Here is a 14,559-nt window from a genome sequence, read left to right as displayed (position 1 = left end):
CCGATGCAAAGCCGTCTGCTGGATGCTGTCCCGCTCAACACGTTAACCGGCGTTGGCGCAGCGCAGAGCAGCAAGCTGGCGAAAATCGGCCTGCACACCGTGCAGGATCTGCTGCTGCATCTGCCGCTACGCTACGAAGACCGCACCCAACTCTATCAAATCGGTGACCTGCTGCCGGGGGTCTACGCCACCGTTGAAGGCGAAGTGCTCAACAGCAACATCACCTTCGGCGGCCGCCGGATGATGACCTGTCAGATAAGCGATGGCTCCGGAATTCTCACCATGCGCTTCTTTAACTTCAACGCCGCGATGAAAAACAGCCTTGCCGCCGGCCGCCGGGTGCTGGCCTACGGCGAAGCGAAGCGCGGCAAATACGGCGCGGAGATGATCCACCCGGAATACCGCGTGCAGGGCGATATGAGCACCCCCGACCTGCAGGAGACCCTGACTCCGGTCTACCCCACCACCGAAGGTATCAAACAGGCCACGCTGCGTAAGCTGACCGATCAGGCGCTGGAGCTCCTTGAGACCTGCGCTATCGCCGAGCTGCTGCCGCCCGAGCTGGCGCAGGGAATGATGAGTCTCCCGGAGGCGCTGCACACCCTGCATCGCCCGCCGCCGTCGCTCCAGCTCAGCGAGCTGGAAACCGGTAAGCACCCGGCCCAGCAGCGCTTAATTCTGGAAGAGCTGCTGGCGCATAACCTGAGCATGCTGGCGGTTCGCGCCGGCGCCCAGCGCTTTCACGCCCTGCCGCTCAGCGCCAACGATGGCCTAAAAAACAAGCTGTTGGCTTCCCTGCCCTTTAAACCAACCGGCGCCCAGGAGCGGGTGACCGCCGAGATCGAGCGGGATATGGCGCTCGATGTGCCGATGATGCGCCTGGTACAGGGCGACGTCGGCTCCGGCAAAACGCTGGTTGCCGCCCTTGCGGCGCTGCGGGCCATCGCCCACGGCAGGCAGGTGGCGCTGATGGCGCCGACGGAGCTGCTGGCGGAGCAGCACGCCGCCAACTTCCGCAGCTGGTTTGCGCCGCTGGGCGTTGAGGTCGGCTGGCTGGCCGGCAAACAAAAAGGCAAGGCGCGTCAGGCGCAGCAGGATGCCATCGCCAGCGGGCAGGTGCAGATGATTGTCGGCACCCACGCCATTTTTCAGGAGCAGGTCCAGTTTAGCGGCCTGGCGCTGGTGATTATCGATGAACAGCACCGCTTCGGGGTGCATCAGCGCCTCGCGCTGTGGGAAAAGGGCCAGCAGCAGGGCTTCCATCCGCATCAGCTGATCATGACCGCCACCCCCATTCCGCGCACCCTGGCGATGACCGCCTACGCCGACCTCGACACCTCGACGATCGACGAGCTGCCGCCGGGCCGTACGCCGGTCACCACGGTGGCCATCCCGGATACCCGCCGCAGCGATATTATCGACCGCGTGCGCAACGCCTGTACCCAGGAAGGGCGTCAGGCCTACTGGGTCTGTACGCTGATTGAAGAGTCGGACCTGCTGGAAGCCCAGGCGGCGGAAGCCACCTGGGAAGAGCTGAAGCTGGCGCTGCCGGAGCTCAATATCGGCCTGGTGCACGGCCGGATGAAGCCGGCAGACAAGCAGGCGGTCATGCAGGCCTTTAAGCAGGGCGAGCTGCATCTGCTTATCGCCACCACGGTTATCGAGGTCGGGGTGGACGTGCCTAACGCCAGCCTGATGATTATCGAAAACCCGGAACGCCTGGGGCTGGCGCAGCTGCACCAGCTCAGAGGCCGCGTCGGGCGCGGCGCGGTGGCCTCCCACTGCGTGCTGCTCTATAAGTCGCCGCTGTCGAAAACCGCCCAGCTGCGCCTGCAGGTCCTGCGCGATAGCAACGACGGTTTCGTCATCGCGCAAAAGGACCTCGAGATCCGCGGCCCGGGCGAGCTGCTCGGCACCCGACAGACCGGCACCGCCGAATTTAAAGTCGCGGATTTACTCCGCGATAAGGCAATGATCCCCGACGTTCAGCGCATTGCCCGCCATATTCACCAACGCTACCCGCAGCAGGCCCAGGCGCTTATCGAGCGCTGGATGCCGGAAACCGAACGCTATTCCAACGCCTGACGCCTCTGCTCCCGCAGGAGCAGACGGCGCCGCGCGCAATTTTCCTTCAGAACGAGTGAATTATGAAACGAGAACTGGCCATCGAATTTTCGCGTGTTACCGAAGCCGCCGCGCTGGCGGGCTATAAGTGGCTGGGCCGCGGTGATAAAAACACCGCCGACGGCGCCGCGGTTAACGCCATGCGTATTATGCTCAACCTGATTAATATCGACGGCACTATCGTCATCGGCGAAGGTGAAATCGATGAAGCGCCGATGCTCTACATCGGCGAGAAGGTTGGCACCGGCAGCGGCGACGCGGTGGATATCGCCGTCGACCCGATCGAGGGCACGCGGATGACGGCGATGGGCCAGGCGAACGCGCTGGCCGTCATGGCGGTTGGCGACAAGGGCTGCTTCCTGAACGCGCCGGACATGTACATGGAAAAGCTGATTGTCGGCCCGGGGGCAAAAGGGGCGATTGACCTGAATCTGCCGCTGGCCGAAAACCTGCATAACGTGGCAAGCGCGCTGAATAAGCCGCTCAGCGAGCTGACGGTAACCGTGCTCGCCAAGCCGCGCCATGACGCGGTGATTGCCGAGCTGCAGCAGCTGGGCGTGCGCATCTTCGCCATTCCCGACGGCGACGTGGCGGCCTCTATTCTGACCTGCATGCCGGATAGCGAAGTTGACGTGCTGTACGGTATCGGCGGCGCCCCGGAAGGCGTGGTTTCCGCCGCGGTTATCCGGGCGCTGGACGGCGATATGCAGGGCCGCCTGCTGGCCCGCCACCACGTCAAGGGCGACAGCGAAGAGAACCGCCGTATCGGCGAGAACGAGCTGGCGCGCTGTAAAGAGATGGGCATTGAAGCCGGTATCGTACTGCGCCTCGACGAGATGGCGCGCAGCGATAACGTGGTCTTTTCCGCCACCGGGATCACCAAAGGCGACCTGCTGGACGGCATCACCCGCAAGGGCAATATGGCCACCACTGAGACGCTGCTGATCCGCGGAAAATCACGCACCATTCGCCGCATCCAGTCCATTCACTATCTCGATCGCAAAGATCCGGATATCCAGCTGCACATCCTGTAAGCCATTCGGCCTGCGGTCGCGAGCGGCAGGCTGAAGCTGACGCTATTATTTGATCAATAGAGCTTTCCGGCCCCGTTGGGCTGGAAATCTTTGTCGTCTGCAACGAAGATAAGGCAACGCTTCGCAACGGGAGAAGATCATGGCGGACTGGGTTAGCGGCAAAGTAACAAAAGTGGAATTCTGGACCGACGCGCTGTTTAGTTTACACGTGCGGGCCCCTGTTCATCCGTTTACCGCCGGGCAGTTTGCCAAACTGGGCCTCGACGTTGACGGCGAGCGCGTCCAGCGCGCCTACTCCTACGTTAACGCCCCGAGCAATCCCGATCTTGAATTCTACCTGGTGACGGTTCCGGAGGGTAAACTCAGCCCGCGGCTGGCCGCGCTGAAGCCGGGCGATGACGTGCAGATCGTCAGCGAAGCCGCCGGCTTCTTCGTGCTGGAAGAGCTCCCGGATTGCGACACCCTGTGGATGCTGGCCACCGGCACCGCCATTGGCCCCTACCTGTCGATTCTCGAAGAAGGTAAGGACCTGGAGCGCTTTAAAAACCTGGTGCTGGTCCACGCCGCGCGCTATGCCGCCGATCTTAGCTATCTGCTGCAAATGCAGGCGCTGGAGGAACGGTATAAGGGCAAGCTGCGCATCCAGTCGGTGGTCAGTCGGGAAACCGTACCGGGCATGCTAACGGGGCGTATTCCGTTCCTGATCGAAACCGGCGCTCTGGAAGAGGCGGTTGGCCTGGCGATGAACGCTGACAATAGCCACGTGATGCTCTGCGGCAACCCGCAGATGGTGCGGGATACCCAGCAGCTGCTGAAGGAGACCCGGCAGATGAGCAAGCATCTACGCCGCCGGCCGGGCCATATGACAGCCGAACACTACTGGTGATCAGGACTCCGCCTTCCAGCGAACGTCCTGCGTCTCTTTACCAAATTTATTTTCGCCCTGGGTGCCGACGAACGCGCCCAGGTCGATCAGCATCATCACCATAATCAGCGTCGGCACAAACCGGCCGACAACCCACTGCCAGGCCCCCGGCAGCACCGCCCAGTTCCCGGCCAGCAGCATCCACGCCAGAACCATCAGCAGCGCCCAGAGACCCGACCTGCCGCGATCGTGCAGCCGTTTGATGGTCACCGCCGCCGTTGGCCAGAGCAGGCACACCAGCATAAAGGCCGCGGTCTGTAGATTCAGCAAATTTGACCCGGCGAGGGTGAACAGCGCGCTCATGGTCAATACCCAGATAACGATCCAAATCCAGAAATCCCGGCGCCCAATACGCCCTTTAATTGAGAACATCCACTGCTGTAGGGTCATGTTTTATTCCTTATCATCATCATTGGCGTAGTTTACCCTGGAGCGGTGACTTTTTGACAAGCGCGACGGTTCCCGTTTTAATCGTCAGCAGGCAAAAAAAGGAAGGACGGGTATGAAGAAGTGGGCAACCTTATGTTTGATTGGGCTGACAGCGTTATCTGTCGGCCATAAGGCGCTGTCCGCCGAGCCAGAAGCCTCCTCCGCAGCCCCCTATTTGCTCTCCGGCGCGCCGGTCTTTGATATCTCTATCAGCGAGTTTCGCGAGAAATTCAACGCCGATAACCCCAAACTGCAGCTCAACGAATTTCACGCAATTAGCTCCAGCCGCGACCGGGCTAACCTGACCCGGGCGGCAAGCAAGATTAACGAAAACCTGTACGCCTCCACCGCCCTGGAGCGCGGCACGCTCAAAATCAAATCGATGCAGGTGACCTGGCTCCCCGTTCAGGGGCCGGAGCAGAAGGCGGCAAAGGCGAAAGCGCAGGAGTATATGAGCGCCGTTCTGCGCGCCTTCGTCCCGACATTAAGCCCGGCGCAAAGCGGGCAAAAGCTGCAAAAACTGCTCGCCGCGGGCAAAGGGAAACGCTACTTCGCCGAAACCGAAGGCGCCATCCGCTATGTGGTAGCAGACAACGGCGAAAAGGGGCTTACCTTCGCTGTTGAACCGATTAAGCTAGCGCTATCTGAAACGCTGGAGAGCAATAATAAATGACAAAAAGCAAAGCCTTTCCAACGACGAAACTCTATACTGTTTGACAGACCATGCTGCCCCCAGGGGTGGCTATATTCCTTAATTCGCTTATAGCGTGGAGAATTAAAATGCGACATCCTTTAGTGATGGGTAACTGGAAACTGAACGGCAGCCGCCACATGGTAAACGAGCTGGTGGCTAACCTGCGTACCGAGCTGGCCGGCGTGACCGGCTGTGCTGTTGCTATCGCTCCGCCGGAAATGTATATCGATCTGGCTAAGCATGCGGCAGAAGGCAGCCATATTCACCTGGGCGCGCAGAACGTTGACCTGAACCAGTCCGGCGCATTCACCGGTGAAACCTCTGCCCAGATGCTGAAAGATGTCGGCGCTGAATACATCATCATCGGCCACTCTGAGCGTCGTACTTACCACAAAGAGTCTGACGAATTTATCGCGAAGAAATTCGCCGTCCTGAAAGAGCAGGGTCTGATCCCGGTTCTGTGCATCGGTGAAACTGAAGCTGAAAACGAAGCGGGCAAAACGGAAGAAGTTTGCGCACGTCAGATTGACGCCGTGCTGAAAACTCAGGGCGCAGCGGCATTCGAAGGCGTGGTTATCGCTTATGAGCCCGTATGGGCTATCGGTACCGGCAAATCCGCTACCCCGGCTCAGGCTCAGGCCGTACACAAATTTATCCGCGACCACATTGCTAAAGCGGACGCCAAAGTGGCCGAGCAGGTCATCATTCAGTACGGCGGTTCCGTTAACGCATCTAACGCCGCAGAGCTGTTCACCCAGCCGGACATCGACGGCGCGCTGGTTGGCGGCGCATCGCTGAAAGCAGACGCTTTCGCGGTCATCGTTAAAGCAGCAGAAGCAGCAAAAAAAGCGTAATTCAATACGCCGGTCACCCGGCGAGATGAATCCGCAACCCGGCTTAGCGTAGCGCTAGCCGGGTTTTTTTATAGTTGCCCCAGCAGCTGATACCACCCGTAGTTCAACGGCAGCAGCAGCAGATAGCTGACCGCCGCCAGCGCAATACACAGCAGCATCCCCGACCGTGCCGGAACTTTCCCCAGCGCCATCGCCACCACGATAGGCGATGCCTGATACGGCAGCAGCGGCGTCGAATAGCCCAGGACCTGAATCATAATTACGCTCAGCAGCGGAAAGCCGGTGGCGTCGGCAAAGCTCTGCGCAAAGGTGGTGTACAGCGCGGGTACGCCGTTGGCGGTCATAATAAAGTTCAGGGCGCTGGTGATGCCGGTGAGGGCGAGGAAGCTGGTAAAAGGACTCTCTTTGTCGAGCGGCATAACGTGCAGCAAAGCGTTGCCGACCACGCCGCCAATCCCGGTCTGCGTGACGGTAATCGCCAGCCCGAGGATCCCGGCGACGTAAATACAGGTGCGAATATTCACCCCCGTGGAGAACTCTTCCCCGCTGATAAACCCCACCCGCGGCAGCAGCGTAATCACCGCCGCCGCCAGCCCCGTCCAGGCGGGACCAATCCCGTGCCAGCTCTCGCTCACCCAGAGGCTCAATACCACCGCCAGCAGCCAGGAGAGGCGCTTCTCATCCCGGCTCATCGGCGGCAGCGGCGTCCGCTCCCGCGGCGGATGCGGCCTGCCGGGGAATAGCCAGCAAATCAGCGCAACCAGCGCCGCGCCCTTCAGCCAGCCCAGCACCGGCGTGTGCAGCAGCAAATACGGCAGATAGTTGAGGTGAATACCGTACGACCCCTCCGCCGCGCCGCTCATCACTAAATTTGGCACGTTGGCGGGCAGGATCGTCGCCGACAGCTGGAAGGTGCCGAAACCGACCGCCAGCGCCAGTCCGTACCAGGCGCGGGTGCCGTCCTCAATCCCGGCACGCTTCGCCATCGCCGCGACGATCGGCATCAGCAGCGCGATGCGCCCCATATTAGAGGGCATCACGAAGGCCAGGGCATAGCTGAACAGCACCACGCTGCCCACCATCAGCGGCCAGGAGTCCGTCAGCCTGGCCGACAGCGCCTGCGCCGCCCTGTCCGCCAGGCCGGTTTTACGAATCGCGATCCCGAGGACAAAGCCGCTGAACACCAACCAGAACGCCGATGACGCGAAGCCGCCAAAGATAACCTCCGGCGGCGCTATTTTTGCCATCATCGCCGCGGCGAAAAACAGCAGCGCGGTAATAAATTCCGGCAGCAGAGAGGTCGCCCACAGCAGGATGGTAATGCCGACAATCAGGGAGGGAAGGAACAGAGGGTGAGAAAGCCAGAGCGACATACCTGTCTCCTGTCGTTTTTTTCAGCAAGAATACGACGCCGGGCCAGGCAGGTAAATGCCAGATATGGTGGGGTTATCGGCCGGCCGCCGGCGCTGGGGTTTATCGCGCCGCGCCGGGCACGCGGCTAGTGGTAGTGAATTTCGCCGAAATATTCCGACAGCACGTAATAGCGGCAGTATTCGAAGGGGATATCCCGCCCGGCCTGAAACGTCTGACGTGCCACGGAAAGCAGCGGCTTGTTGGCGGCAACCTGCAGCTTCTCGCACAGCTCAGCAGAGGGCAAAATGGCGTCCACTTTTTCAATCGCCGAGTCGCTGGTGACGTTGAGCAGCGAATAGAGCGAGGTGTGCTCCAACGCCTCAGCCGTGAGCTCAAGACCGGGAAAGAAGCTCAGATCGAGATAAATCTTCTCATGGTTAAACGGGCGATTATTGAGGTAGCGAATGCGCGAGATAAAAAGATAGTGCTGATGCGCGGGCAGGCTCAGGCCATCGGCCTGGGCGTCACGCGCCCGACGCGGCGCGATGTCGAGGATGCGGTTTTCAACGGCGACGCTGGCATCCTGTAAATCGCGGGTAATTCCGCGAAAGGTATGGCCGTAGTTGACTCCTTCCGGCACGGCGCAAACCACCGAACCGCTCCCGCGCTGCGAGGAGATAATCCCCGCGTTGATAAGCTCGCTCCAGGCCTGCTTCACCACGATCAGCGAGACGTGATACTCCCGGGCCAGCTCCTTTTGCGTCGGCAGCTGGCTGCCTAAAGGCAAAGAGCCGTTCTGGATCCGCTGACAGATGATAAAAAATAGTTGCTTATAAAGCGGGGTAAAGCTCGTTTTATCAACCTGCAAACTACGCACCTCACGTCTTCGCCAGCAGGGGACGCGTTACCGTCCCCGGCAGGGTGAATTCGCTACCCTGCGATCTGTCTGGCCAGTTCTGCCAAATCGAAATGATTCATACGATCCACGGTCGTTAAATAATCGGCGGGAAGAGCGTCCACGCCATGGAATGCGCCGGAGATCGCCCCAACCATGGTGGCGACGGTATCAGTATCATTGCCGATATTAACGCCGGAGATAATAGCATCTACGGCAGAATTCGGACAACACGCGAACAGGCCGAAAGCGGCCGGTACGGCTTCGCTGACGTGCAGCCCGCTGCCGATGATGTCGGCAAGCTCCACCACCGCCGTTTCCCAATGGCGATGCCGCTTACCGATCGCCACGGCCAGCTCAATGCGCCGGGCAACGGACGGCCCGGCAACCATCATCGCGCCCCGCTCTTCGGCCAGCAGATAGCCCCGCTGCGCGCCGTAAACCCCTGCCGCGATAATGCTGTCGGCATCGGTCTGCGCCCTTAGCGCCTCGCTGGTGGCCGCGGCCATTGCCGCCGCGCCGGACATCGCCAGCACGTTGTTATGCGTAAAGCGACAAATCTGCAGCGCGCAGTCAATCGCCGCGTCAAGATTGCCGGGATGCAGCACCGCCGCAGGCCAAATCTTCATTGCCGCACCGTTCGTCGCCTCGGCGTTGCCCTTATTAATAATCTGTACGGACTGCTTTTCGCCCTCCAGCTCGCCCTGCAGCGAGGCGCGGTTATCGTTAAATATCGCCTTCATCGCCGCCCGGGTGGTGGGGCCGGTAAAGTTGGCGTAGTAAGGGTAAGCCAGCCACTGCTGGAACGCCTCGCGCATCGCCTCGTCGCTGACCTCCCGCAGATGGCGCAGCAGCGCGTCCATGATGTACTTCGCCTGGATAAAATCATCGGTACACATCCCGGCCTCGTTGCAGCGGCCAAAGGTGTCGGCGGGCGGCTTTTGAAAGGTGGTGACCCAGCCGCCAAAATAGTCCTTTATTTGCTGCTGAGTGCGCACTTCCGTCGCCGCGCCCATTGCGTCCGCCGCGGCGGCGCCCACCAGGCATCCCAGTATTTTGTTTTGCTCAACGTGCATGATGACTCCTTATTTCACGGTCATGGCTTGTTCCAGCGCGTGGCTGGAGAGAAAAGTGTTTAGCTGGTCGGGGAACGGCAGCGCGGTCATCGCCCCTTTGGCCGTTACCGCCATCGCGCCGCAGGCGTTAGCCTGCCGAATAGCGGTGGCCAGCAGCGCGGCGTCCCAGCGATCGGCCTGCGAGAGGGTGTAGAGCAGGCCGCCGACAAAAGCGTCGCCGGCGCCGGTGGTATCGACGACCTCGACGCGGGGAGCGGGAAACCACTGCTCGCCCTCGGGGCTCACCAGCAGCGCGCCCTCGGCGCCTAATGAGATAACGGTGGTTTCGCAGCCCAGATCGCGCATGTAGTAGCGGGCATCCTGCCAGCGGGCGGCGCCGCTCAGCTGGCAGAGCTCGTCGGCGGAGACCTTGCAGATTGAGGCAAGCGCGGCGGAGCGGGCTACCAGCGCGGGAATTTCGCCGGCATCGCGCCACATTTTGCTGCGTAAATTGACGTCGAACAGCACGTAGCCGCCGGCCTCGCGCGCTCTTTTCGCCCCTTCCAGGCACGCCTCCCGCGCCGGCTGGTCCGTTAGCCCTATCGAGCTGAAGTAAAACCACTCGTGCGGGCGGAACGCCGGCAGATCCGCCGGCGACACGTAGGTATCGGCCCCCGGGTGCACCAGATAGGTGAAGCTGCGCTCCCCGTCGGATGCCAGGTTGACGATCAGTACCGCGCTGGTGAGCGCCGCATCGTGCCTCAGGAACGAGACATCCACGGCGTTATCCTGAAAAACCTGGCGCAGGAAACGCCCCGCATCATCGTCCCCGAGGCAGCCGATAAAGCCGCACCGCCCTCCCAGCCTGGCGACGCAGACGCTAACGTTCGCCGAGGCGCCGCCGGGACACTTCAGGTAGCTGTCCTGCTTTTCGGCAACCAGATCGACGGAAGCATCGCCGATAACCCAGACCTTATTCATGGCGTTCATCTGCGCCTCCTTATGCCTGCCGCTGCGCCAGCTGGTGCTGAATGTCGCGGTAGTAGTGGTTATTGATCAGATATTTTTTCATCAGTAGGCCCACCGCCAGATGGAACAGCGCCGGGATTAACGTCATCATCAGCGCAATGCCGGTCAGCGAACGGGCGCTCTGCTCAACGTCGGCCTGATAGCCAAAATGGCTCAGCAGGAAGCCCAGCACGCCGCCCGCCACCCCCATGCCGAACTTCTGGAAGAAGAGAATGCCGCCAAACGCGAGGCCGGAGACGCGCAGTCCGGTTTTCTTTTCCCCGTAATCCACCGCCTCGGCGATAGATGACCAGAACACCGGCATTTGCATGTCGCAGAAGAAGTTGATGAGGAAATAGAAGGCGAACGCCAGCACGAGATTTTCGCGGCCGACGAAGAAATACATCAGCGCGCTGAGGACGAAGGTGACAAGCTGGGTATAGCGGAACATCTTGATTTTGTCCCAGAAGCGGGTGACCCAGGTGGTGGCGATCATCGCCAGAATCGAGGCGACCACGCCGGTGGTCAGGAAGGGCGAAATCAGGCTATCGCCGCCGTTCAGGAAGTATTTCGCGTAGTAGGCGGCGACCGAGCCGCGGATCACGTAGCCGCACATCAGGAGTAAAATCACCGCACCGAGAATAAGCCACTGATCGTTACGCAGCAGATACTTAAACTGCTTGCCGACCGGGAGAGAGGTAATTTCCGGGACGCTGCGTTCGCGGGTGGTGAGGAAGCAGAAGATAAACAGCAGCGCGCCCATGGCGCCCATCAGCCCCATCGAAAACTGATAGCCCAGCGCCTTGTTGCCCTGCCCCAGCCAGACGGCCAGCATCGGCACCACGATGGTCACTAAAAACGCGGCAATCTTGGTCATCACAAAGCGATAGCCGTTGGCGCTCAGGCGTTCAACGGGGTCGTCGGTGATCACGCCGATCATCGAGATATAGGGAATGGTAATCGCGGTATAGACGAGGGTCATCAGAATATAGGTGCCGTAGGCCCACGCCAGCTTGGCCATATACGCCATATCCGGTGTAATAAACATTAAATAGACGGCAAAGCCAAAAGGCACGGCAAACCACAGCAGCCATGGACGATAGCGTCCCCAGCGTGTATTAAGCTTATCGGTCAGGATCCCCATTGCCGGATCGATAATGGCATCGATCAACCGTACGACTACAAACAGGACGCCGACATCCGCGGCGCTCAGGCCGTAGATATCGGTATAGAAATAAGCGAGGAGCAGCTGCATAGCAATAATGACAACGTTTATCGCCATATCCCCTGCACCAAAGCCGATTTTTTCCACGATAGAAAGTTTCATATTGAAATTCCTTTACGCTCAAAAGCGCAAATCTGTCGAACAATTGATGATGTCACTACGTGAAATAAAAACGTTTTTATGGATAAGCCATCCAATAAGATGACTATGAGGAGAGTGTAACGATCCGCAAAAAGATATAAAGGTATACCTTTATATCTTTTGATCGAATTCACATAAATTTTACGTATGGATCCGCACCCCGGCAGCAACCGGGATGAGAATCAATAAGATACCGGCAGGCGCGCCGACGGGGAGAAAATTACCGGGAGGTCAGGATCGCGCAGCTATGGTCCTGAATCTCTTCCGCAGAGGCGCGGTTGAGGGTCAGCAAATTGCGATCGGTGGCCAGCAGCACCAGCGAACCGTCGCTCTGTTCGGCCATCGCCAGCGCGAAGCGTCCCATATGTTGACGCGCCTCGGGCACCTCTTCCGCCAGCATCAGGAAGGGGCTGCGCTGGGCAAGCTCCGCTTCGGTCACCCGGCGCGCCAGATATTCATGGCCGAGCAAACCGCCCGGCAGCGGCAGCCAGCGGCTGCTAATCACCGAGGCCTCGCGGTCCAGCTGGGCGCGAACGTCCTGGCGCAGGCAGGAAATATGAATATGGAGATGGTTCTGGGTGCGCCCGCTGCGGGAGTTAATCGTCAGCGCAACCGCGTTATCGGGTATCGGCGAGCCGCGGCGTTCGCTCATAATTTCCCGGCCTTGCCAGGCCTGCCAGAAGAAGTTTGCCGTCAGCGGATTGAGCAGGAGCGGGCTCTCGGTGCCGTTAATCCGGTACGTCGGCATCAGCAGATACTGCAGCGGCCCGTTGCGGTCTTTAAACAGGACGTAGCCGCCTTTCAGATTCACCTCGGCGCAAGGGGACGGGTTTTGCTGCTGCTGTTGATTGACCACGCACTGCTGCAAAACGATGTGCCGCAGCGCGTCCGGGTTACCGGAGTGCAGCCAGTACCAGCCGCCTGCCGCAATCGCCGCAATCGCCGCAAGCACCACCAGCAGCCCCAATAAAAGGTATCGTACTCTTCGCATTATGTTTTCCTGTCTCAGCCAGAAACGGAAGAGTAGCGTAATTTGATGACCAAATGAAAACGCCCGGTTATTAAACCGGGCGTTGAAGGGGAGAGATTAACGCTGACTAATCTGGTCGAAGGTGCCGCCGTTAGAGAAGTGCTCCTTCTGGGCTTTGGTCCAGCCGCCGAACTCCTGGTCGATAGTAAACAGCTTCAGCTTCGGGAATTCGCTGGCATATTTGCTGGCAACGGCCGGGTCGCGCGGGCGATAGTAGTTCTTCGCCGCGATCTCCTGACCTTCCGGAGAGTAGAGATACTTCAGGTAAGCTTCTGCCACCTGGCGAGTGCCTTTTTTATCGACCACCTTATCCACGACCGACACGGTCGGCTCGGCCAGAATCGATTCGCTCGGGGTGACGATTTCAAACTTGTCTTTACCCAGCTCGTTTGCCGCCAGCAGCGCTTCGTTTTCCCAGGCAATCAGCACATCGCCGATCCCACGTTCAACGAAGGTATTCGTTGAGCCACGGGCGCCGGAATCCAGCACTTCGACGTTTTTAAACAGCGCCTTCACGAACGCCTGGGCTTTCGCCTGGTCACCGTGATTCTGGTGCAGGGCGTAGCCCCAGGCCGCCAGGTAGTTCCAGCGTGCGCCGCCGGAGCTTTTCGGGTTCGGCGTAATGACCGACACGCCCGGTTTAATCAGGTCGTTCCAGTCATGAATTTGCTTCGGGTTACCTTTACGCACGAGGAACACGATGGTGGAGGTATAGGGTGCGGAGTTATCCGGCAGGCGTTTCAGCCAGTTTTTATCAATGCGGCCGCGCTCGGCAATCGCATCGACGTCATAGGCCAGCGCCAGGGTGACGACATCGGCTTCAATGCCGTTAATGACCGACGTTGCCTGCTTCCCGGAACCGCCGTGGGACTGACGAATCACCACGTTGTCACCGGTTTCCTGCTTCCAGTGCGCGCTAAACGCTTTGTTGTACTGTTCGTACAGCTCGCGCGTCGGATCGTAAGATACGTTTAATAGCTGAATGTCTTTTGCCAGAACGCTGGCGGATGCCAGCAACAGAGTTAACCCCACGCCCCACTTATTCATCGCACCGCTCTCTATATGTCGTGTTGTGATGAGCTAAGCGTGCCAGAAAGCGAACCGATGATTAAAGAATAAAAAAAGATTGGCTATAACTTGAGAGAATATACGAAGGGGTGAAGCTAACCCCCTCCCGAGCAGGAGAGGGTGAGGACGAGAGGGCTACACTTCTTCCATGCGGCCCAGCAGCGCCTGCAGACGATCCTGCCAGCCCTGCTGCTGCTCTCTCAGCTGGCCGTTTTCACGCTCCAGCTCTTCGCGGCTGTGCTGCGCGCCCTGAACTTCCTGCGCCAGCGTGTTGTTCTTTTCTTTCAGCTCTTCGATTTCCATCTGCAACAGCGTGATGGTATCAATCGCCTGCTGTACTTTTGACTCTAACTTCTCAAACACTTCTAATGACATCGTCATACCTCTCCTGAACTTGCAAGGCGTTGATAGAAACCGTCCGTTTCGTATACGCGTTGACGCCTTAACGAAAATAAGCGCACTACAGTGGTCATGCTGTCGATTGTATGAATCCCCGCCTTCCCTGTCCAGCGACAACCCGCGCAGATTGCGGTTTGCAACACTTTTCAGCCTTTACCTGGCGTATTCGGCGCTAATCCCCGGCACTTCTGCAGCAATTGTTAATCATTGGGTTCGTTCCGCGCGTCCGTAAACGCTCTTTAATGTGCTACAACACGCGTTTATGGCGCGAAAACGCTCATTTTCTTGACCTGGCACACACATTTAGAGTTCGATATTTCTCGTT

General features: G+C 59.3%; 14 protein-coding genes. 5 read left to right on the top strand and 9 right to left on the bottom strand.

The annotated features are described in order from the left end of the window. Positions 1-3: 3 nt before the first annotated feature. The 3 genes from recG (at position 4) to fpr (ending at position 4,044) form a co-directional block, all read left to right on the top strand. A complete protein-coding gene (gene recG / locus M2416_RS15715) occupies positions 4-2,085 on the top strand; it encodes an ATP-dependent DNA helicase RecG (RefSeq protein WP_259225623.1) in 2,082 nt (693 codons plus the stop codon). Between the two features lie 62 nt (positions 2,086-2,147). Then, on the top strand, positions 2,148-3,158 hold the full coding sequence (glpX, locus tag M2416_RS15710; protein WP_259225620.1) for a class II fructose-bisphosphatase: 1,011 nt from the start codon (positions 2,148-2,150) through the stop codon (positions 3,156-3,158). A gap of 139 nt (positions 3,159-3,297) precedes the next feature. Next, positions 3,298-4,044, top strand: coding sequence for a ferredoxin--NADP(+) reductase (fpr, locus tag M2416_RS15705; RefSeq protein WP_259225619.1), 747 nt, complete (start codon positions 3,298-3,300; stop codon positions 4,042-4,044). On the opposite strand, the gene M2416_RS15700 is transcribed toward fpr, so the two are convergent. After that, positions 4,045-4,473, bottom strand: a complete 429-nt coding sequence (locus M2416_RS15700) for a DUF805 domain-containing protein (RefSeq protein ID WP_041143240.1) — start codon at positions 4,471-4,473, stop codon at positions 4,045-4,047. A gap of 112 nt (positions 4,474-4,585) precedes the next feature. On the opposite strand from M2416_RS15700, the gene M2416_RS15695 reads away from it, so the two are divergent. Continuing rightward, a complete protein-coding gene (locus tag M2416_RS15695; protein WP_045853824.1) occupies positions 4,586-5,185 on the top strand; it encodes a DUF1454 family protein in 600 nt (199 codons plus the stop codon). A 107-nt stretch (positions 5,186-5,292) separates the two neighbouring features. Beyond that, positions 5,293-6,060, top strand: coding sequence for a triose-phosphate isomerase (tpiA, locus tag M2416_RS15690; protein WP_041143242.1), 768 nt, complete (start codon positions 5,293-5,295; stop codon positions 6,058-6,060). A gap of 68 nt (positions 6,061-6,128) precedes the next feature. Here the strand turns inward: tpiA and M2416_RS15685 are convergent, their stop codons facing one another. The 8 genes from M2416_RS15685 to zapB all read right to left on the bottom strand — a co-directional run bounded on the left by M2416_RS15685 (position 6,129) and on the right by zapB (position 14,216). Further along, positions 6,129-7,433, bottom strand: a complete 1,305-nt coding sequence (locus M2416_RS15685) for an SLC13 family permease (RefSeq protein WP_041143243.1) — start codon at positions 7,431-7,433, stop codon at positions 6,129-6,131. A gap of 125 nt (positions 7,434-7,558) precedes the next feature. After that, a complete protein-coding gene (locus M2416_RS15680; protein WP_041143244.1) occupies positions 7,559-8,281 on the bottom strand; it encodes a GntR family transcriptional regulator in 723 nt (240 codons plus the stop codon). A gap of 62 nt (positions 8,282-8,343) precedes the next feature. Then, a complete protein-coding gene (locus tag M2416_RS15675; RefSeq protein WP_259225616.1) occupies positions 8,344-9,384 on the bottom strand; it encodes an ADP-ribosylglycohydrolase family protein in 1,041 nt (346 codons plus the stop codon). Positions 9,385-9,393: 9 nt separating this feature from the next. Beyond that, a complete protein-coding gene (locus M2416_RS15670) occupies positions 9,394-10,353 on the bottom strand; it encodes an aminoimidazole riboside kinase (protein WP_259225615.1) in 960 nt (319 codons plus the stop codon). A 10-nt stretch (positions 10,354-10,363) separates the two neighbouring features. After that, positions 10,364-11,698 carry an MFS transporter gene (locus tag M2416_RS15665; protein ID WP_259225613.1) on the bottom strand — a complete coding sequence of 445 codons (1,335 nt, stop codon included), beginning with the start codon at positions 11,696-11,698 and terminating at the stop codon, positions 10,364-10,366. A gap of 259 nt (positions 11,699-11,957) precedes the next feature. Beyond that, a complete protein-coding gene (locus M2416_RS15660; protein WP_259225611.1) occupies positions 11,958-12,728 on the bottom strand; it encodes a CDP-diacylglycerol diphosphatase in 771 nt (256 codons plus the stop codon). Positions 12,729-12,824: 96 nt separating this feature from the next. Further along, the gene (locus M2416_RS15655) at positions 12,825-13,814 is read right to left on the bottom strand and encodes a sulfate ABC transporter substrate-binding protein (protein ID WP_041143249.1); all 990 of its coding nucleotides are present in this window, start codon (positions 13,812-13,814) and stop codon (positions 12,825-12,827) included. Between the two features lie 156 nt (positions 13,815-13,970). Continuing rightward, on the bottom strand, positions 13,971-14,216 hold the full coding sequence (zapB, locus tag M2416_RS15650) for a septal ring assembly protein ZapB (RefSeq protein WP_095102595.1): 246 nt from the start codon (positions 14,214-14,216) through the stop codon (positions 13,971-13,973). Positions 14,217-14,559: the final 343 nt, after the last annotated feature.

Source organism: Klebsiella sp. BIGb0132 (assembly GCF_024810075.1).
Lineage (GTDB): Bacteria > Pseudomonadota > Gammaproteobacteria > Enterobacterales > Enterobacteriaceae > Klebsiella > Klebsiella terrigena.
The sequence above is the reverse complement of the archived record's forward strand: the minus strand, read 5'-3'. Positions and strand labels throughout refer to the sequence as shown.